This is a genomic window from Chryseobacterium ginsengisoli (assembly GCF_039542325.1).
Lineage (GTDB): Bacteria > Bacteroidota > Bacteroidia > Flavobacteriales > Weeksellaceae > Chryseobacterium > Chryseobacterium ginsengisoli.
Map to the genome: position 1 here is coordinate 108,172 of NZ_BAABHX010000001.1, position 18,289 is coordinate 126,460.

At 32.1% G+C, this 18,289-nt stretch carries 18 protein-coding genes; 12 read left to right on the forward strand and 6 right to left on the reverse strand.

Annotated features, from left to right (window positions below):
* Positions 1–28: 28 nt before the first annotated feature.
* The gene (locus tag ABD940_RS00595) at positions 29–2,131 is read right to left on the reverse strand and encodes an outer membrane beta-barrel protein (RefSeq protein ID WP_345199634.1); all 2,103 of its coding nucleotides are present in this window, start codon (positions 2,129–2,131) and stop codon (positions 29–31) included.
* A gap of 139 nt (positions 2,132–2,270) precedes the next feature.
* Entirely contained in the window at positions 2,271–2,603 is a 333-nt protein-coding gene (locus tag ABD940_RS00600; protein ID WP_345199636.1) for a DUF6249 domain-containing protein, read from the reverse strand.
* A 107-nt stretch (positions 2,604–2,710) separates the two neighbouring features.
* Here ABD940_RS00600 and ABD940_RS00605 point away from each other — a divergent pair, with 107 nt between their 5' ends.
* Positions 2,711–3,256: an RNA polymerase sigma factor gene (locus tag ABD940_RS00605; protein ID WP_345199637.1), complete on the forward strand. Its 546-nt coding sequence runs from the start codon at positions 2,711–2,713 to the stop codon at positions 3,254–3,256.
* Positions 3,243–3,632, forward strand: coding sequence for a hypothetical protein (locus tag ABD940_RS00610; RefSeq protein ID WP_345199638.1), 390 nt, complete (start codon positions 3,243–3,245; stop codon positions 3,630–3,632). The genes ABD940_RS00605 and ABD940_RS00610 overlap by 14 nt, the downstream gene beginning before the upstream one ends.
* A gap of 3 nt (positions 3,633–3,635) precedes the next feature.
* On the opposite strand, the gene ABD940_RS00615 is transcribed toward ABD940_RS00610, so the two are convergent.
* Positions 3,636–4,610: a 2-hydroxyacid dehydrogenase gene (locus ABD940_RS00615; protein ID WP_345199639.1), complete on the reverse strand. Its 975-nt coding sequence runs from the start codon at positions 4,608–4,610 to the stop codon at positions 3,636–3,638.
* 341 nt (positions 4,611–4,951) lie between these two features.
* Between ABD940_RS00615 and ABD940_RS00620 the strand changes: the two genes are divergently transcribed.
* Entirely contained in the window at positions 4,952–5,932 is a 981-nt protein-coding gene (locus ABD940_RS00620) for a 3-oxoacyl-ACP synthase III family protein (RefSeq protein ID WP_345199641.1), read from the forward strand.
* A gap of 34 nt (positions 5,933–5,966) precedes the next feature.
* On the forward strand, positions 5,967–6,791 hold the full coding sequence (locus ABD940_RS00625) for an SDR family oxidoreductase (protein ID WP_345199642.1): 825 nt from the start codon (positions 5,967–5,969) through the stop codon (positions 6,789–6,791).
* A 10-nt stretch (positions 6,792–6,801) separates the two neighbouring features.
* Here the strand turns inward: ABD940_RS00625 and ABD940_RS00630 are convergent, their stop codons facing one another.
* On the reverse strand, positions 6,802–7,455 hold the full coding sequence (locus ABD940_RS00630) for a protein-L-isoaspartate(D-aspartate) O-methyltransferase (RefSeq protein ID WP_345199644.1): 654 nt from the start codon (positions 7,453–7,455) through the stop codon (positions 6,802–6,804).
* Positions 7,456–7,589: 134 nt separating this feature from the next.
* Between ABD940_RS00630 and ABD940_RS00635 the strand changes: the two genes are divergently transcribed.
* The 8 genes from ABD940_RS00635 to ABD940_RS00670 all read left to right on the forward strand — a co-directional run bounded on the left by ABD940_RS00635 (position 7,590) and on the right by ABD940_RS00670 (position 15,083).
* Positions 7,590–8,552, forward strand: a complete 963-nt coding sequence (locus ABD940_RS00635) for a Gfo/Idh/MocA family protein (protein WP_345199645.1) — start codon at positions 7,590–7,592, stop codon at positions 8,550–8,552.
* Positions 8,552–9,031, forward strand: a complete 480-nt coding sequence (locus ABD940_RS00640) for a hypothetical protein (RefSeq protein ID WP_345199647.1) — start codon at positions 8,552–8,554, stop codon at positions 9,029–9,031. Before ABD940_RS00635 ends, ABD940_RS00640 begins: the two co-directional genes overlap by 1 nt.
* 159 nt (positions 9,032–9,190) lie before the next feature.
* Positions 9,191–10,912, forward strand: coding sequence for a cellulase family glycosylhydrolase (locus tag ABD940_RS00645; RefSeq protein WP_345199648.1), 1,722 nt, complete (start codon positions 9,191–9,193; stop codon positions 10,910–10,912).
* 257 nt (positions 10,913–11,169) lie between these two features.
* Entirely contained in the window at positions 11,170–12,048 is an 879-nt protein-coding gene (gene bla-A, locus ABD940_RS00650; RefSeq protein WP_345199649.1) for a CGA/CIA family class A beta-lactamase, read from the forward strand.
* Positions 12,049–12,079: 31 nt separating this feature from the next.
* A complete protein-coding gene (locus ABD940_RS00655) occupies positions 12,080–12,493 on the forward strand; it encodes a hypothetical protein (RefSeq protein WP_345199650.1) in 414 nt (137 codons plus the stop codon).
* Between the two features lie 23 nt (positions 12,494–12,516).
* Positions 12,517–13,407, forward strand: coding sequence for a 3-hydroxybutyryl-CoA dehydrogenase (locus ABD940_RS00660; RefSeq protein WP_345200704.1), 891 nt, complete (start codon positions 12,517–12,519; stop codon positions 13,405–13,407).
* A gap of 72 nt (positions 13,408–13,479) precedes the next feature.
* Positions 13,480–14,805 carry a hypothetical protein gene (locus ABD940_RS00665; RefSeq protein WP_345199652.1) on the forward strand — a complete coding sequence of 442 codons (1,326 nt, stop codon included), beginning with the start codon at positions 13,480–13,482 and terminating at the stop codon, positions 14,803–14,805.
* 38 nt (positions 14,806–14,843) lie between these two features.
* A complete protein-coding gene (locus ABD940_RS00670) occupies positions 14,844–15,083 on the forward strand; it encodes a hypothetical protein (RefSeq protein ID WP_002977986.1) in 240 nt (79 codons plus the stop codon).
* Positions 15,084–15,133: 50 nt separating this feature from the next.
* On the opposite strand, the gene ABD940_RS00675 is transcribed toward ABD940_RS00670, so the two are convergent.
* Positions 15,134–15,544 carry an META domain-containing protein gene (locus tag ABD940_RS00675; RefSeq protein WP_345199654.1) on the reverse strand — a complete coding sequence of 137 codons (411 nt, stop codon included), beginning with the start codon at positions 15,542–15,544 and terminating at the stop codon, positions 15,134–15,136.
* Positions 15,545–15,759: 215 nt separating this feature from the next.
* A complete protein-coding gene (gene pheT / locus ABD940_RS00680; RefSeq protein ID WP_345199655.1) occupies positions 15,760–18,162 on the reverse strand; it encodes a phenylalanine--tRNA ligase subunit beta in 2,403 nt (800 codons plus the stop codon).
* Positions 18,163–18,289 lie beyond the last annotated feature (127 nt).

Consider the following 18,289-nt stretch of genomic DNA (forward strand, 5'->3'; position numbering starts at 1 on the left):
CACGTTTCAAATGTTTTCAATAAATAATTTAGTTTGATAAATCATTATTGTTGATTTTTCTTTTTGTCGTTTTTACTTCACTCTTCAACTTTCCAAATTTATAATTTACATTGATCCCAAATGACCTGTAATAATCTCTTACATAATTGTTTTGATAAAAAGCAGTATCCAATGTTTCTGTAACAGATTTTCTAAACTTATTAAAAGGATTACTAACGGTTGCAGAAAAAGAAAGCTGATTATTAAGAATACTTTTACTGATGCTGAAAGAAGAACCGACAAAAGAATTGGTTGTATTCTGTAATCCTGCAGGCATTTTGCTGGTAACTTCCAGATTTGAACTTACATTCCAGTTATTTTCAAATTGATAATTTGCAGACAAATAAATATAATAGGTGAAAAGATTATTTTCAACAAAAACATCATTGACTTTCCCGCTGATAAAGAACATTGCAGAATTTCCATTAATGCTTAAATTAAGCTTTTTGTTAACCGGATAATTCAAATAATAGTCAAGTCCCAATCTACTTGCTTTACTAGAATTTTCGTAGGTTGTTTTCGTAATATTTGTAGAAGGATCATAAGTGGAAACCTTCAAATCGATTTTATTTGAAAAGGAATAAGAAAGTCCTATATTAAGATTTATTTTTTTATTAAATGAATAATTTGCCATCAAATCATTGTTTACAACAGACTTTAAATAAGGATTTCCGCTAATTTCGAAATATGGATTCGATTTATTCACAAAAGGATTCAGACGAATGATTCCCGGACGTTTTATCCGCTGTGAAAATCCAAAATTGATGCTGTGATTTTCTTTCCAACTTTTACTGATGGAAATATTAGGAATTAAGTTAAAATAATTCTGATCAACTTCCGAATTGGTTGAAGTAAAATTCACATTAGTCTGCGTTCCTTCCAATCTTAAACCTGTTTGAAAATTCCAGTTTAATAAGCTAAACCTTGTTGAAAGATAAGCTCCATAAATATTTTGTTTATTTAAAAATTCATCAGAATTGAATACATTTTCAGGAATCGCATCATAACCACTGTTATTTTTTCTAAGAATAGCTTTCAAGCCTGTTTCCAGAGATATTTTTTTAATATTTTTCACAAAATCAATCTGAAAGGTATTTTCATTGTTTTGATTACTATTATTTTGTTCGATTCGGTTTGAAGAATTGCTTAAAATATTGGTTATATCAGAAAAACTAGTCAAATTGTAATCATAATTATTGAATCTGTAAGACAATGTTAAAAGCTGGGTTTTATCATTTTTAAAGCCGATTTGATAATTAACCGAAGTTTCAAAACCATTTCCATTGTTGTTGGAATTATTTGCTGAAATATTATTTTCGCTAAGCAAATTTTGATTATAAAAATAAGAATCAAGAATATCTTCAGATTTGTTATTTGAAAAATTTGAACCTAACTGAACGTTTACCAAATTCAAGCTGTCTATCTCATAACTCGCATTAACGTTAAAATATCCGCCATTTCCTTTGCTTGAAGTTCTTCCTTTTTGATTTAAATAATTGGAAGAAGTCCGTTGATAATTCTGATACTCAATTTCAGGATTATTTCTTAAAAAACCACCACCATAAGCTGAAATACCAAGCTTTTTCTGTTGAATATTTAAAGAAAATCCTGCATTCTGTTCTTGCTTGGGAAATTTTGTCCCGAAATTAACAGAAGCATTATAACCGTCACTCATTTTCTTCGTCGTGATAATATTTATAATCCCCGAAACGCCTTCTGCATCGTACTTTGAAGATGGATTGGTAATCACTTCAATACTTTGAATTGTATTGGCTGAAATGCTTTTCAAAACATCTTTCGCATTGTTATTGAGAAGTTGGGTTTCTTTACCGTTCATCAGAATCTTAAAATTCGTATTCCCTTTGAAAAGTATATTTTCGTTGTTGTCAACAGCCAAATATGGGATTTTTTTCATCATTTCGATCAGACTTTTGGACTTGCTTTCCGGATCAGATTGGATATTATAAATGAAACCGTCGATTTTATTTTTAATTAAAGGTTTTTTACCATTAATAGTCACTTCTTTTATCGAAGTTTCCCGTTCGTTTTTGATTGAATCTTTTTTTGTTTCCTGAGCTCGTAAATTGTTCATAAACAATGTAAAGACTATTACTAAAAGTATATTCAAGTTTTTCATAATTGTTTAAAAAAGGACATAGAAATCCCGAGTGCAAAGTTTTTTTGCCCTTAAAAGGTTCGAGATTTTTATTGATTAATTTAGATTGAGAAGTTTATTTCTTCTGATTTTTCATCACGAAATAATAGGTAAGAAAGCCGAGTGCAACAAAAACTGTCATCACTCCATAAGGAAGAGGCGTATTTTCATCATGAGGCAGAAATTCCAGAACGATCAGACCTACTCCACCAAACAATAAAATGATTCCCCATTTCAACATTTCGGAATTAAATCCGGTCAGATTATTCAGAATCACGTACATTTTATCATCAATATTTTCCTTATTTAAAATTCTTCTTTTCAGGTTGTAATTGGTGATCACCACGATAATTACCGAGATGGCAATTAATATGGCAATCATGACTATGAAGGGTGCAAGATGTTTCATTTCGAATTATATTTAGCCAATAGACAAAATTACATAGCATCAGGTTACAAAATTTACAATAAATTAGAAAGTTGTAACCTAAAAGTAAAAATTTTGTCTAATGTGATATGTTTGATGAAGAAAAAACCATTAATGATATTCTAAAGGGAAACCTTACTGCTTTTCAGCATATTGTAAAGCAATATCAGAATTTGGTGTATTCTATTTTGAACAGAATGATGAATAATGACGAAGATATTGAAGATGTCGGACAGGAAGTTTTCATTAAGGTTTATGACAATTTAAAAAATTTTAAAAGAGAATCTAAACTCTCAACATGGATTGCGAAAATCACTTATAATGTGGCTGTAAATTACGTAAAGAAAAACTCAAAATATCAATTTAATATCATTGATGAACGCTCAGATTTTCAGTTCTCTTCCGAAACTCCTGAAACGAAACTTATCGGAAAAGAGTTTGATATTTACATTAATAAATTGATTAGTGAACTTCCGGTGCAGTACAGAACGGTGATTACGCTGTATCATCTAGATGATTTTAGCCTTCAGGAAATTCAGAAAATCACAAAATTTCCCGAAGGAACTATCAAAGGATATTTATTCAGAGCCCGAAAATTGTTAAAAGAAAAACTTGAAAAAGATGGATACCAATAAAAAAATTCAAACTTTAATTAATGATCAGGAAAATTATAATGAATTATCTGAAAGTGAATTAAAAACATACGAAATACTCGATGGTTCTTTAAAAAAAGGATCAGAAAAAGGATTTTCACTAGGCTTTTCTATACACATCATAAAAAAAATCGAAGCTAAAAAACAGCGTCGATTTAATATAAAATTATATGCTTTATTTTCTGTGATTTTATTAATGTCTTTCGCTTTTTTGATTACATTTTTTAATCAGGATCAATTTTTAATGATGTCTTCCCTATTTTTGGAATATAAATTTATCGTTTTATTCTTGCTTTTGGCTGTAATTTTAATTCAGTTAAGCAGCAGATTTATGATTTCTAAAGAATTAAAAGATTAAAATTTATTTGTAAACATCAGGATTTGCACAAGCCGGCATTTTTTCACCTTTTGAAAAAGCGATAAGGTTTTGTGCGGCTAATTTTGCCATTCCGTTTCTAGCTTCAATCGTTGCAGAACCAATGTGCGGAAGAACGCAAACACTGGAAAGTTCTAAAATGGGATCTTCTTTATAAATCGGTTCAGGATTCGTAACATCCAGTCCGGCTCCCCAGATTTTATGTTCTGCTAAAGCATTATATAAATCTTTTTGATTGTGAAAACCGCCTCTCGCTGTATTTATAAAAATAGCATTTTCCTTCATTTTTTCAAAAACCGAACTGTTGAAAAGTTCTTTTTGTTCCTGCTTAAAATTCGCATGAATACTTAAAACATCAGATTGAGAAACCAATTCATCGAATGAAACATATTTTGCATCCAATTCTTTTTCGGCTTCCTCATTTTGGTGGCGATTATGATAAATAATTTTCATGTCAAAAGCGGCTTTGGATTTTTTCGCCATTTCGAAACCAATTCTTCCCAAACCAAAAATTCCCAACGTTTTACCATACAATTCCTGTCCTAAAGCATGAAGCGGATCAAAATCACCCCAATTTCCAGCTTTTACTTTTTCAAAATTATAACTAGCTCTTCTTGCAACCGATTGCATTAATAAAAACGCGACATCTGAAGTTGCTCTACTCAAAACATTTGGTGTATTTCCAATCGGAATGTTTCTTTGATTAGCTTCCTTGATATCAACATGGTCGAAACCAACAGAATACAGCGCAATTGCTTTAATATTTGGACATTCGTTGAAAAAATCTGTATCATATTTAAATTCACCTCCGACACTTAAAATCATGTCATTACTCTTACAGTAACTCAACCATTCGTCTTTAGATAAATTTTCATGTTCGGGGATAAAAACCTCCAATCCTGCATCTTCCAGCATATGAATTCCAATCTCGGGAATCCTTTTGTTTATGAATACTTTCATTTTTATTTTTTTATTAGTTATTTGAAATAAAAAACCTCGCTACTTTTAAAAGAGAGGTTCTAAACTTTATTATTAAACATTATTTTTAATAGAAGCATATAGCAATAGTTTTAATTACAGACTAAATGATCGTATAAAATTGATACAATTTTCATTCCGAAACCCTTTAAAAATGGTCTATAAACTGCAAAAATAAATACTTCATTCACTAATATGTATTTATAAAATAAATTAAAAATATTTAAACCAAGGTCATTTATCTAATATAATTATTACTAAATTTGTTATGTTTTTACATTAAAATTAAACGTTTCACCAAATTGATAAAAATATCACAAAACATGACTCTTAAAAAAAATGCCTTCATAAAAGGTACAGGCTCTTATGTACCTCCAAAAATTTTAAAAAATGACTTTTTTGAAGCTATCGGCTCTTCTGATGAATGGATTTATAAAAATTTAGGAATTAAAGAACGTAGGATTGCAGAAGGTGAAGTTACCAGTGATCTCGCTTATAAAGCAGGTTTAGAAGCATTAAAGGAAGCCAATGTAAGTCCTAAAGATATTGATCTGATTATTGTAGCAACTTCAACTCCTGATAGACAAGCTCCGTCTACAGCATGTTTCGTTCAGGAAAAAATGGAAGCTTATCAAGCAGTGGCATTTGATATTTCTGCAGTTTGTTCGGGCGGATTATACGGAATTGCAATCGGTTGTCAGTTCATCGAAACAGGAATGTATCAAAATGTATTGATCATTGGTGCAGATACTTTTTCTACGATTACAGATTGGGAACGAAAAGATTCTGTATTTTTCGGAGACGGGGCGGGAGCAATTCTACTTTCCGCAACTACAGAAGATAAAGGTTTTTTTGATTTTAAACTTCACGCAGACGGTCGTGGAAAATATCATTTTAATATTCCTGCAGGAGGTTCAGAAATGCCCGCTTCTGAAGAAACACTGAAACAAAAGTTACATTATTTTCAGATGAACGGTAAGGAAGTTTTCAATACAGCAACCAAAGTTTTGCCCGAAACAATCACTGAAATTTTGGAAGCCAATAAGCTTTCTTCTGAAGATGTAGATTGGGTAATTCCGCATCAGCCGAGTATCAGAATTCTACAGGAAACTGCCAGAAAAGTGAATATTCCTTTCGAAAAAGTAATGACCAATATGGATAAATATGCCAATACTTCAGGCGGAACAATTCCCATCGTTCTTGACGAAACTTATAAAAGCGGAAAAATACAACCCGGAAATATTCTTTTATTTGCAGCCGTAGGTTCTGGATGGACTTGGGGAACAGCTCTTTATAAAGCTTAAAATCAATATTTTACTTAAATAATATAAAAAAAATATGCTGAAAGATCAGACATTTCTCATAACGGGCATTGCAGACGAAAATTCTCTTGCCATGAAAACCGCCGAAAAAATCCTTCAAAATAACGGAAATGTAGTTTGCGCAGGATTAGGTATTACCCCTTTTCACAAAAATATTTCCGAAAAAGCACAGGATTTCCTGAACAAAAACTATAATGACTTTCAGACTGCCTGTCAAAAAGTTTTAGGAGATCAGGTTTACACAACTCCATTAGACGTAACATTGTCTGAAAGTCTGGATTTTCTTGCAAAAGATTTACATCAGAAAGATATTAAGCTTAATGGTTTTCTTCACGCCATTGCGATGGACAAAACCATCAGACAAAAATCTGTAAAACCAATGCTGGAAGTTACTGTAGAAGAATTCAATGAAACGATGAATGTTTCAGCATTTTCTCTGATTTCCTTATCACAGGCTTTACTTTCGAATAATGTTCTTCAAAATGGTTCTTCTATTGTGTCGCTCAGTTATATTGCGGCAGAAAAAGTATCATCTTTTCCTTACATCAATATCAGTATTGCAAAAGCCGCTTTGGAAAGATTAACCTTGGAAATTGCCCATGAATTAGGAAGAAAATACGGTATTCGTGCAAATGCCATCCGATTTTCACCTTATATGGGAAGCAAAGCCGGAAATGCTACTTTAAATCCTGAAGATGTTGAAAAAGCAAATCAGACAAGTCCGCTTGGAAATGCTCAACCGGAAGATTTAGCGCATGAAATTGTTCATCTTTTCAGAAAAGAAACTAGAATTACCGGAGAAATCCGCCATGTTGACGGAGGTTTTCACATTATGGGATAAAATTTGGTGCTTATAGATTCGTTTTACCTAACATTGGAACAAATTTATAAGCCCCAAATTCTTCTTTTTCAAATTCTGTTGGAGAATTTTTTGTAAATCTGTATAAAACCTGTTCATCTGTCGGACCTAAAGGAATTACCATTTTTCCGCCAACTTTTAGCTGTTTTAATAATTCAGTCGGTAAAACAGAAGCCCCACAAGTCACTATAATTTTATCAAAGGGAGCAAATGTAGGAAGTCCCGCGAAACCGTCTCCAAAACTTTGAAACTTTGGATATAAATGCATTTCACGAAGCTTTTTCTTAGAAAAATCAAACAGATCTTTTTGTCTTTCCACTGTATAGACATGAGCTTTCATTGCCAGTAAAACTGCAGTCTGATAACCACAACCTGTCCCTATCTCAAGAACTTTTTCGCCTTGCTGTATCTGCAAAAGTTCAGATTGTTCTGCAACTGTCGAGGGATGCGAAATCGTCTGATGCGCCAAAATAGGAAAAGCCCGATCTTCATAGGCAAAATCCTCAAAAATACTTTCGATAAAGAGATGTCTCGGAACTTCATTCATTGCCGAAAGTACATTTTCATCCGAAATCCCGATTCTGTTTCTGAGATAATCAACCAAAATCTTTCTTTTCCCTTTGTGTACAAACGAATCTTGCGCCATTTAGATGTAATTATTAAGTTGCAGTTAATAGTTTCCTGCAAAAGTAAAAAAACATTCAGTATTTATCAACCTAAAACCTATCATCTCTTGCCCAATACCTAAAATCCTTATATTTACAAAAATTTAATACAGCTATGTTAAAAGCAGGTTTGGTAGGTGCCGGACATTTAGGAAAGATCCATTTACGACTTCTAAATCAGTCTAATAGATACGAATTTATAGGTTTTCACGATAAAGATGTAGAAAACGGCAAAAAATTAGAAGCCGAATTCGGTTATAAATATTTCGAAAATTTTGATGAATTGCTTGATCAGATTGATATGTTGGATATTGTAACACCAACGATTTATCATTACGATTATGCTTTAAAAGCTATTGAAAAAGGTCTTCATTTCTTTATTGAAAAACCTGTAACCCAAACTCTAGAGCAGGCAGAAGAAATTCTTCAGAAATGTCAGGAAAATGGTATTAAAGCTCAGGTTGGACATGTTGAAAGATATAATCCTGCGTTCATGGCAACAAAAGATTTCATTAAAAATCCAATGTTTATTGAAATTCACAGATTGGCGGAATTCAATCCACGCGGAACAGATGTTTCTGTTGTTTTGGATTTGATGATTCATGATTTGGATATTTTATTAAGTGTTGTAAAATCTAAAGTTAAAAATATTCACGCAAGCGGCGTTTGTGTAGTAAGTAAAACTCCGGATATTACCAATGCAAGAATCGAATTTGAAAACGGATGTGTTGCCAATCTTACCACTTCAAGAATTTCCATGAAGGTGATGAGAAAAAGCCGTTTCTTCCAGAAAGATGCTTATATTTCTGTTGATTTTCTTGAGAAAAAAGCAGAAGTTATCCGTATGAAAGATGCTCCTGAAAACCCTACTCCATTTGATATGATCATTGAAAATGCCGATGGAGAAAAGAATCAGATTTTATTTGAATATCCTAATATTCAGCCTAATAATGCGATTTTGGATGAACTGAATTCTTTTGCAGATTCTATTACCGAAAATAAACATGTAGAAGTTTCGATTGAAGATGGAACTGAAGCATTAAAAGTAGCTTTGGAGATTATGAAATTGATTTCTTAATGAATAATATTAAAAAATACTTTTTGCCTGTATTAATTCTGTATTTGGCACTAATGTGTTTATATATCAGTTATTTATTTATAATTGATGATTACAATATTACTAAAAGCATTTATCAGCCTTATAAAACATTCGTACAGTTGTCACCTTTTAATAACTGGAATGTTTTTATAACAATTTTTAAAGGAATTTTTGGTGTAGCGGGTTTTATAAAGTTTATAATCAATCGTAAAGTGATCAACTACTTCAATACGCTGTTCTTAGTAATTACTTTATTTGAAATTATTCTTCAATTATATAATCAAATTGAAAATTTTAAAAGTTTCTCAATTTATGTTGATTTGACTAGCACCATTATTACAGGAATTTTATTTCTAATCATTGGATTCTATTATTTTAGAAATGCAAAAATTAAAGAAATTATTCCACAAATACTCATAGGTTTTTCATTAGCGGTCATTTCTTATCATTTACATTAATTATTTTAAATATTTACAAGCGGGTTAATAAACTCGCTTTTTATTTTCAATAATTCATTCAATTGTTCATTTCTCTTCAATATTTTTTAAATATATTTGTGAATACTTAAAACAATAATTCTTAAAACAACCCCATAATATTTAAATAATTAAACTACTATGAAAAGAGTCATCCTATTATCCGCTTTTTTATTGTCTCAATTTGGGACATCACAGCTTTTAAAAACAAATGGTCAAAAAATTGTAAACGATAAAGGTGAAAATATCCAATTAAGAGGTCTCTGTTTAGGAGGATGGATGTTGCAGGAAGGTTATATGTTGAAAACAGCCGATTTTGCAGGTCCGCAATACAAGATCAAGGAAAAAATTGCAGAACTGATCGGTGAAGACGGAATGAATGAATTTTATAAAGCTTATCTGAAAAACGGCATCACAAAACAGGATATTGATTTTCTGAAAAAAGCAGGTTTCAATTCGATCAGACTTCCGATGCATTATAATCTGTACACTTTACCGATTGAAAAAGAACCGAAAAAAGGACAGAATACTTGGCTGGAAGAAGGTTTTAAAATGACCGATGATATTTTAAAATGGTGTGCAGATAATAAAATGTATCTGATTCTGGATCTTCACGCAGCTCCGGGAGGACAAGGAAATGACGTGAATATTTCTGACAACGATAAAACAAAAAAATCACTTTGGGAAAGCGAAGAAAATCAGAAAAAAACAATTGCTCTTTGGAAAAAACTAGCCGAAAGATATAAAGATGAACCTTGGATTGGCGGATATGATTTAATCAATGAACCAAATATTAATTTTACAGGGAAAAATCCAAACGGAACCGACGAAATGTCGAACGCTCCGCTTTGGAAACTACAAAAAGAAATTACGGAAGCAATCCGTACAATTGATAAAAAACACATTATCATCATCGAAGGAAACGGTTGGGGAAATAATTATAATGGTTTAACTCCACTTTGGGACAACAATATGGTTTTCAGCTTCCACAAATATTGGAACTATAATAATGATGAAACACTGAAATTTGCTTTAGATTTAAGAGAAAAGCACAATATTCCGATTTGGTTGGGAGAAACGGGAGAAAATTCGAATGTTTGGTTTACAGAGCTGATCCAGCTTTTAGATAGGCATAATATCGGTTACGCTTTCTGGCCAATGAAAAAAATCGACAATATTGCAGGAATTACCAATGTAAAAATCACTCCTGAATATCAAAAATTATTAGATTATTGGAAAAACGGCGGCGAAAAACCATCTAAAGAATTTGCAAAAAAAGCTTTAATGCAAATTGCAGACAATTATAAATTCAGCAATACTGAAATTAAAAATGATATTATTGATGCGATGTTCAGACAGACAAAAGACGGTTCCACAAAACCTTTCAAAAACCTTCAGGCTCCGGGGAAAATCTTAGCGACAGATTATGATTTGGGAAGAATGGGTTCTGCATATCTGGATAAAGATTTTATCAATCTTTGGGTAAGTGATGCGGCAAAAAGATCTGAATGGAATTCCGGAAATCAGTTGAGAAATGATGGTGTTGATATTTATAAATCGAAAGACAATCAATATTACGTCGGAAAAACAGAAAGCGGAGAATGGATTCAATACACAATCAATTCAAAGGCTGATAAAGCTTATACTTTTGACATAAATTACGCAAGCAACAACGATGCAAAAATCAGGATTGAAGATGCTTCAGGAAAGCAATTGGCAACTGTTTCATTAAGCTCAACAGGCGGAAATGAAACTTGGAAAACAGCTTCGACAAAAGGAATTAACCTTAAAAAAGGAGAAAATAAAATCCGAATCTATTTCGAAAATGACGGCGTCAACCTGAATTATTTTGAAGTGAAGTAAGAAAAAATCTTAAATTGCAAATCCCTTTTAGTTTCTAAGAGGGATTTATTTTTTAATTTTTTTAACCACAAAAGAAACAAAAGATTATCGCCTTAATTATTTTAAGTTTATTATTAAATTGAAAAAAGAGCACAAAAGTTTTAAAAAAAATCTTCTTTTTATTTTTTGAAAACTTTTAATAAGCTAAAAGTATTTAAACATTATGGTATTTCTTTTGTTTCTTTTGCGGTTAAAATAAAGATCACTAGCAAGTTATTATGAAAAAATTAGGACTATTATTTCTATTGATTTCTGCGTTTACTTTCGCTCAGCAATCAGCTTTAGAACAAAAAATCAATTCCATTATTAAAGGTAAAAATGCGACGGTCGGAATTTCCGTTCTGGGCTTTGAAAATGGTTTTAAATACAATAAAAATGCAGATAAAAAGCTCCCGATGCAGAGTGTTTTCAAATTTCATATTGCAGCGGCTGTTTTGGATTTTGTTGATAAAGGAAAACTTTCATTAGACCAAAAAATTTTACTGGATAAATCGAATTTATTAGAAAATACATGGTCGCCACTTCGCGATAAATATCCAAATGGAGGTATTGAAGTCCCTTTAAGTGAAATTTTGGAATTTACAGTAGCGAAAAGTGACAATAACGGCTGCGATATTATGCTGAAATTATTGGGCGGAACACAAACTGTTCAGAAATTCATGGATTCTAAAGGTGTAAAAGGTTTTCAGATCAAATTTAATGAAGCTGCGATGCACAAAGACTGGAATGCTCAATATGAAAATTACAGCACGATGACTTCAGCTGTTGACGTTCTGAAAAAGTTCTATGATGGAAAATTATTGTCAAAAAAATCGACTGATTATCTGATGAAAGTAATGCTGTCAACTTCCACCGGAAAAAATAAATTAATTGAACAACTTCCAAAAGATACGCCTGTCGCAAGAAAAACGGGATCTTCAGGCAAGAATGATGCGGGTTTAACGGGTGCAGAAAACGAAATTGCCATCGTAACTTTACCGAATGGCAAGCATTATGCAATAGCTGTATTTGTCAGTAACTCAACGGAAACGGATGTGGTGAACTGCAAAATGATCTCAGACATTTCAAAGACTGTGTGGGATTATTTTAATAAGTAAAATTTTAATCTTAATTTTAAAACCATTAAAAATGAAAAAAATATTATTAACAATCGGATTATTCAGCTCAGTATTATTCTTTGCTCAAAAAAGTGAAAACTATTTACAGATAGGCTATCACAGTATTTGCTGTGGAACTCCGTCGGATAAACCTGTGATGGATTTTATCAGCCAATTTCAGAAAAAGAATAAAATAAAAGGCTTCGAAACTTACAGACAAAGTGGTTTGGGAAGAGAGGGTGAATTTAATATTTACATAGGAACCGATGGATTTTCTAAAAGCCAGAAAACCAAATTTATCAGTGGATTGAAAGCTGCCATTGATAATCAAAATAATACAAGACAAAAAAATCGTGACGGAAGGGTAAGTTTTGAACAAACTGAAACAGTAAAAAAAGCTGATCTTTCCAACGCAAGAAATTTAACTCTAATCAAGAATAAATAATTAAAACTAAATAAGGAAAAATGATTCAAAACATTGTAGTTATCGGAGCAGGAACCATGGGAAATGGTATTGCACATACTTTCGCACAAAGCGGGTTTAAAGTAAACTTGGTAGATGTATCACAGGAAGCTTTAGACAGAGGTTTGAAAACCATTACTACCAATCTTGACAGGATAATTGCAAAGGGAAACCTTTCGGAAGAACAAAAGGCTGAAACATTAGGAAATATCACGACTTTCACGGCTCTTCAGGATGCTGTAGGAAATGCTGATCTTATCGTAGAAGCGGCTACAGAAAATCAGGAATTAAAGTTGAAAATTTTCGGTCAGATGGATGAACTTGCACCTGAAAGCTGTATTTTGGCTACGAATACTTCATCAATTTCTATCACTAAAATTGCTGCAGCTACAAAAAGAGCTGATAAAGTAATCGGAATGCACTTTATGAATCCTGTTCCAATCATGAAACTGGTTGAGATCATCAAAGGCTACTCTACTTCTAAAGAAACTTTTGACTCAATTTACGAAATGAGCAAAACGTTAGGAAAAGTTCCCGTAGAAGTTAACGATTACCCAGGTTTTGTGGCAAACAGAATCTTAATGCCTATGATCAATGAATCGATCGAAACGCTTTACAACGGTGTTGCAGGTGTTGAAGAAATTGATACAGTAATGAAATTGGGAATGGCTCATCCGATGGGACCGCTTCAATTGGCCGATTTTATCGGTCTTGATGTTTGTCTGGCGATCTTAAATGTAATGTATGACGGATTCAAAAATCCTAAATATGCTCCGAATCCATTGTTGGTAAACATGGTAATGGCTGGAAAATTAGGCGTAAAATCAGGAGAAGGTTTCTATGATTATTCAGAAAGCAAAAAAGCCGAAAAAGTTGCTAAAATGTTTTCAAAATAATTTTTAAGTTGTGAATTATAAGTTATAAATTTAGGCTCTAAACCTGCAATCTATAACCTAATAACTGCAACTTTGACAAAAATTAAAGAAAAATATATTCAGATATCATTGGTCATCATTACTTTAGTGGTGACCATTTTACGTTTTTTACTCAATGAAAAAGGGCGCATGAGTCCTGATTCCATCCGTTATATGCGTTTTGCACACGTTTTTCCGACGATCGATAATACAACGACACCTTTAGGGTATCCTTTGAGTATAAAATTCTTTACTTTATTTGGTTTTGATGAATTTTGGGGAAGTAAAATTGTTGGAATTTCAGCTTTCCTTTTTATCATTTTATTTACATGGAAAAAGAAATTTTTCTTTAGAGAATCTATTATTTTATGTGCTTTATTCAGTTTCCTTTCGATCTTTTCTTTTACGATGAGTGAAGCTCTGATCTTGCCTTTTGTCGTGTTATTTTTATATGTTTCTTCATTAATTATTGAAGGAAAATTAGAAAAAGGGAAAGCTATTTTTTATCTTTCATTAAGCTTAATTGCACTTTATAACATCAGATACAGTTCACTTTTCATTATTGGCGGAGTCGGACTTTTCGGATTGGTTTTCTGGAAAAGAAAATATGCCTCTACTTTTATTATTTCAGGGATTATTGGCGGAATTTTTGTGGTTTTATATAAACTATTGTTCATTGATTATTTTAATGAAAATTATGTAAAAAATGCTCTAACATTTGGTTTATATCCAACTTCAAAATTATTGGTTGAATTGTTTCAGGGATTGTGTACAACCTTCAATCCGTTCATTCACATTGCAAATCCGGGAGGCGGAATGATCAATTATGCTATTTATGGAATCGGCTTTTTAAATATCCTTTTAATCATTTATCTTTTTATAAAATATAAACTTACAGAAACTGAATTTTTCTTTGTTTTCGTAAGTATTGCAGGAATTGTCTGTTCTTATTTTGTACAGTATTTTTATCCTGTCAATGCGATTGATTATAGATTAATGGCGCCTTTCAGCCTTCCGATCTGGTTGATTTATTTTAGAAAACTGTTTCATCTATTTAATAGTAAAGTGTATGCAATAGGATTTTTAAGTGTGATGTCGGGAATTCTTTTTACATGGCTTTCAAAAGGAAATTATCTTGAAAACAGAAAAGAAATGAAACTGTTTTTACAATCCGAAAAACTGGATAAAGTTCCTTTGAAGTTTTATCTTGAAAATATAGAAGAACTTGAACTTGATAAAATACAGGTCGCGGAATTGATGAGTACGGTCAATCCTAACATTACGCTTACTTCAAAAGCAAAAGATACACTTCAGAAAACTACGTTAACGAGGTATAAAGTTTTACAAAAAATTAAGATCGACAAGAACAAATACCAATAATTTTATTATCTTTGATTTAAAGTTAAAACATTAGAAAAATGAAATTACCAAAGTTTTTATTAGCAGATAATTCGGAATTTCCAGAAGATTTATTCGTGGTTCATACAGAATATCCAAGATTTATCTTAAACGTTGAGGAAGAAGAAGTTGAGTGGTTAGACGATTTGGAAGGTGATGATGAAGAAACGATGGCAGATGAAGCTACAAAGGTAGTAGAAGCTGCGTTCAAATGGTGTGATGAAGAGTTGGCTAAGTACGACGAAGAAGAGGAAGATTAATAACAATCTATCTAAACATAAAAAAGGAACTCAATCGAGTTCCTTTTGTTTTATTCAGCTTTATTGAATTTCAATAATAAAAGATTATCCTGATACAATTCTAAAACATTTCCTGTAATTACATATTTGTTGGCTTTTCCTACCATATCCATGAAGTTTTTCTCAACACTCATATTATCACAAGCCATTCTTGTAGAACCCAATGCTCCTGCAGAAAAATTACCAGTAGAAGGATCTACTTTCGCAGTTCCGAAGTAATTATTACAACCTCCATTTCCGCTGATTTTTTCGCCTTCAATATTCAATGTAGGAATTTTTCCTTTCACATTATCAGCCAATGCCCATTTTGTACCCGCGAGAGAAGGTTGAGCCTTCCCAACTTTCGATGCAGAAGAACTCGACATCGTGCCACAGGAAACCAAAACTGCTGCTGTACATATACTTAAAAAAAGATTTTTCATTTTTTTCTTTTTGATTAAACCAAATTTACGGAAATATTATTATTTGAACGGTTTTCAGAGGATTTTATTGTTTTTTAACAGTAGTTTTTTATCCATAAATATTAAGAAAATAAAGTAAAACAATAGTCGTTTTTTTCATTATGATTAAATTTTTACAAATAAAAAAACGGACTTTTTTAAGTCCGTTCTATGTATTCAATATTATTAATTAAAAATTAACCTCTTAATTCCGCATTGAATTCTTTTTGGAAAGATTTAATCAAAGAATCCATTACAGTCGTAATTTCTTTTTCTTCCAATGTTTTTTCTTCATTTAAAAGCTCAAAACTCATTGCGTAAGATTTCTTACCTTCAGGAAGATTTTTCCCTTCATAAACATCAAATAAATTGATATTCTTAATATAAGGAGATTTATTCTTTTTAGCAGTCTGATAAAGATCTTCATAATTCACATTTTTATCAATTAACAATGCCAAATCTCTTCTGATCTTATTGAATTTAGGAATATCTTTGAATTTCAGTTCGTTTTTAGAACGTAATTCCTGAGCAAATTCCAACTCGATTTCTGCATAGAAACAATCCTGATCAATATCAAAATCTTTCAACATTTGAGGAGCAACTTTTCCGATTCTTACTAAAGCTTTTCCTTCAACTTCATAAGCTAGAGCATCGGAGAATCTTTCATCAGATAAAGCAACCTCTTTATAATCAATCGCTAATTTTTCTAATAAAACTTTAACGTAAGCCTTTAAATTATAGAAACTTGTAGCAGATTTTGGCTGCAACCAGTTTTCTGCAACTTCTCTTCCGGAAACAAGGATCGCCAATTGCTTTCTTTCCTCGTATTTTTCTCTTTTATGATAAATTTTTCCGAATTCGAAAAACTTAATATCCTGATTTTTTCTGTTGATATTGTAGATCGCATTTTGTAAAAGTCCTTCCAATAAAGACTTTCTCATAAATGCCAAATCGTTACTCAGAGGATTCAATAGTTTTACAGCATCCGTTTCATCTTTTACAGAAGTCAATGAGTTGTTCATTACTTCGTTGAAACCAAGGCTTTGTAAAGTTCTTGCCCAGTTGTTTTCCAATTCATCCTGATCTTGTGCACTAAGCTTTACAGGCGTGAACGAAATCTTTTGAGGAGCATCAATTTTGTTGTATCCGTAGATTCTTAAAATTTCTTCAATAACGTCAATTTCTCTCGTAACATCCGCTCTGTATGCAGGAACAGAAATTTCATAACCATTTTGAATTTCATTTAAAACCTGAATTTCCAATGCTTTCAAAATTTCTTTTACTTTTTCTCTGTGAATTTTCGTTCCTAAAATCTGTTCGATTTTTGAGAATCTGATGATCACATAATTATCCTCAATTTTCTTCGGATATTCTTCCAACAACTCTCCTACTAATTTTCCTTCAGTTAATTCCTGAATTAATTTGATAGCATGAGTAATTGCTGTTCTTGTAATATTGGGATCTACTCCTCTTTCAAATCTAAAAGATGCATCTGTATTCAATCCGTGGAATTTTGCCCCTTTTCTCACCGCAACCGGATTGAAATAAGCACTTTCCAGGAAAATAGTTTTTGTTTCTGCAGAAACTCCCGAATTTGCACCACCGAAAACTCCGGCAATACACATCGGATTATCTTTTCCGTCTTTGATCATGATTTCAGAACCATTCAGAGTTCTTTCAACACCATCCAAAGTTGTGAATTTTGTTCCTTCTTTTACATTTCCGACTTTCACTTTTTTGTCTGCAATTTTGTCTGCATCAAAAGCATGAAGCGGCTGTCCGAAACCATGAAGAATATAGTTTGTAATATCTACAACGTTGTTGATCGGGCTTAACCCAATCGCTTTTAATCTGTCTTTCAGCCAAGCCGGAGAATCTGTAACTGTCACATTTTCAATTACCGCTCCAATATATCTCGGACATAATTCTGCATTTTCAACTTCCAGTGTAAAATCATGAGAACCTTCGTTATTCAAAACTACTGAAGATACTTTTTCAAACTCAGACTTTTGCTTGTTTGTAGAAAGATAGGCATGAAGATCTCTTGCAACGCCATAATGAGACATCGCATCGGTTCTGTTTGGCGTTAATCCGATTTCTAAAACCTCATCATTTGTAATTTCAAAATAATCTGCGAAATTCTTTCCAACTTCATATTTTTCTTCATCCAAAACCATGATTCCGCCGTGATCATCACTTAAACCAAGTTCATCTTCCGCACAAATCATTCCCTGAGAAATTTCGCTTCTGATTTTTGCTTCTTTAATTTCAAAAAAGTTTCCGGTTTTATCATAGATTTTAGTTCCGACAACAGCTACAGGAACAGTTTGTCCAGCTTCTACATTTGGAGCTCCACAAACGATGTTCAATATCTTCCCGTTTCCTACATCTACTGTTGTTTTCTTTAATTTGTCCGCATTCGGATGTTTCTCGCAAGTTAAAACCTTACCTACAACAATTCCTTCCAGGCTGCCTTTTATGCTTTCAAATTTTTCTATCCCTTCAACTTCAAGACCGATATCTGTAAGGAATTCACCGATTCTTTCAGTTTTCAATTCCGTTTTAATGAAGTCTTTAAGCCAGTTGTTTGATATTTTCATCTGATAAATTATTATTTTTTAAGGTTAAAAAAACCTCGCTTATTTTGAAAATTTTACTTGAATTTTTCGCGCTACAAATGTCGCGTTTTTTTGAGAAATACAGAAATTTATAACAGATTTTAAGAGT

Coding starts and splice junctions, on each gene's coding strand:
- ABD940_RS00595 (WP_345199634.1), bottom strand. CDS start 2,131: ATGAACAATTTACGAGCTCAGGAAACAAAAAAAGATTCAATCAAAAAC.
- ABD940_RS00600 (WP_345199636.1), bottom strand. CDS start 2,603: ATGAAACATCTTGCACCCTTCATAGTCATGATTGCCATATTAATTGCC.
- ABD940_RS00605 (WP_345199637.1), top strand. CDS start 2,711: ATGTTTGATGAAGAAAAAACCATTAATGATATTCTAAAGGGAAACCTT.
- ABD940_RS00610 (WP_345199638.1), top strand. CDS start 3,243: ATGGATACCAATAAAAAAATTCAAACTTTAATTAATGATCAGGAAAAT.
- ABD940_RS00615 (WP_345199639.1), bottom strand. CDS start 4,610: ATGAAAGTATTCATAAACAAAAGGATTCCCGAGATTGGAATTCATATG.
- ABD940_RS00620 (WP_345199641.1), top strand. CDS start 4,952: ATGACTCTTAAAAAAAATGCCTTCATAAAAGGTACAGGCTCTTATGTA.
- ABD940_RS00625 (WP_345199642.1), top strand. CDS start 5,967: ATGCTGAAAGATCAGACATTTCTCATAACGGGCATTGCAGACGAAAAT.
- ABD940_RS00630 (WP_345199644.1), bottom strand. CDS start 7,455: ATGGCGCAAGATTCGTTTGTACACAAAGGGAAAAGAAAGATTTTGGTT.
- ABD940_RS00635 (WP_345199645.1), top strand. CDS start 7,590: ATGTTAAAAGCAGGTTTGGTAGGTGCCGGACATTTAGGAAAGATCCAT.
- ABD940_RS00640 (WP_345199647.1), top strand. CDS start 8,552: ATGAATAATATTAAAAAATACTTTTTGCCTGTATTAATTCTGTATTTG.
- ABD940_RS00645 (WP_345199648.1), top strand. CDS start 9,191: ATGAAAAGAGTCATCCTATTATCCGCTTTTTTATTGTCTCAATTTGGG.
- bla-A (WP_345199649.1), top strand. CDS start 11,170: ATGAAAAAATTAGGACTATTATTTCTATTGATTTCTGCGTTTACTTTC.
- ABD940_RS00655 (WP_345199650.1), top strand. CDS start 12,080: ATGAAAAAAATATTATTAACAATCGGATTATTCAGCTCAGTATTATTC.
- ABD940_RS00670 (WP_002977986.1), top strand. CDS start 14,844: ATGAAATTACCAAAGTTTTTATTAGCAGATAATTCGGAATTTCCAGAA.
- ABD940_RS00675 (WP_345199654.1), bottom strand. CDS start 15,544: ATGAAAAATCTTTTTTTAAGTATATGTACAGCAGCAGTTTTGGTTTCC.
- pheT (WP_345199655.1), bottom strand. CDS start 18,162: ATGAAAATATCAAACAACTGGCTTAAAGACTTCATTAAAACGGAATTG.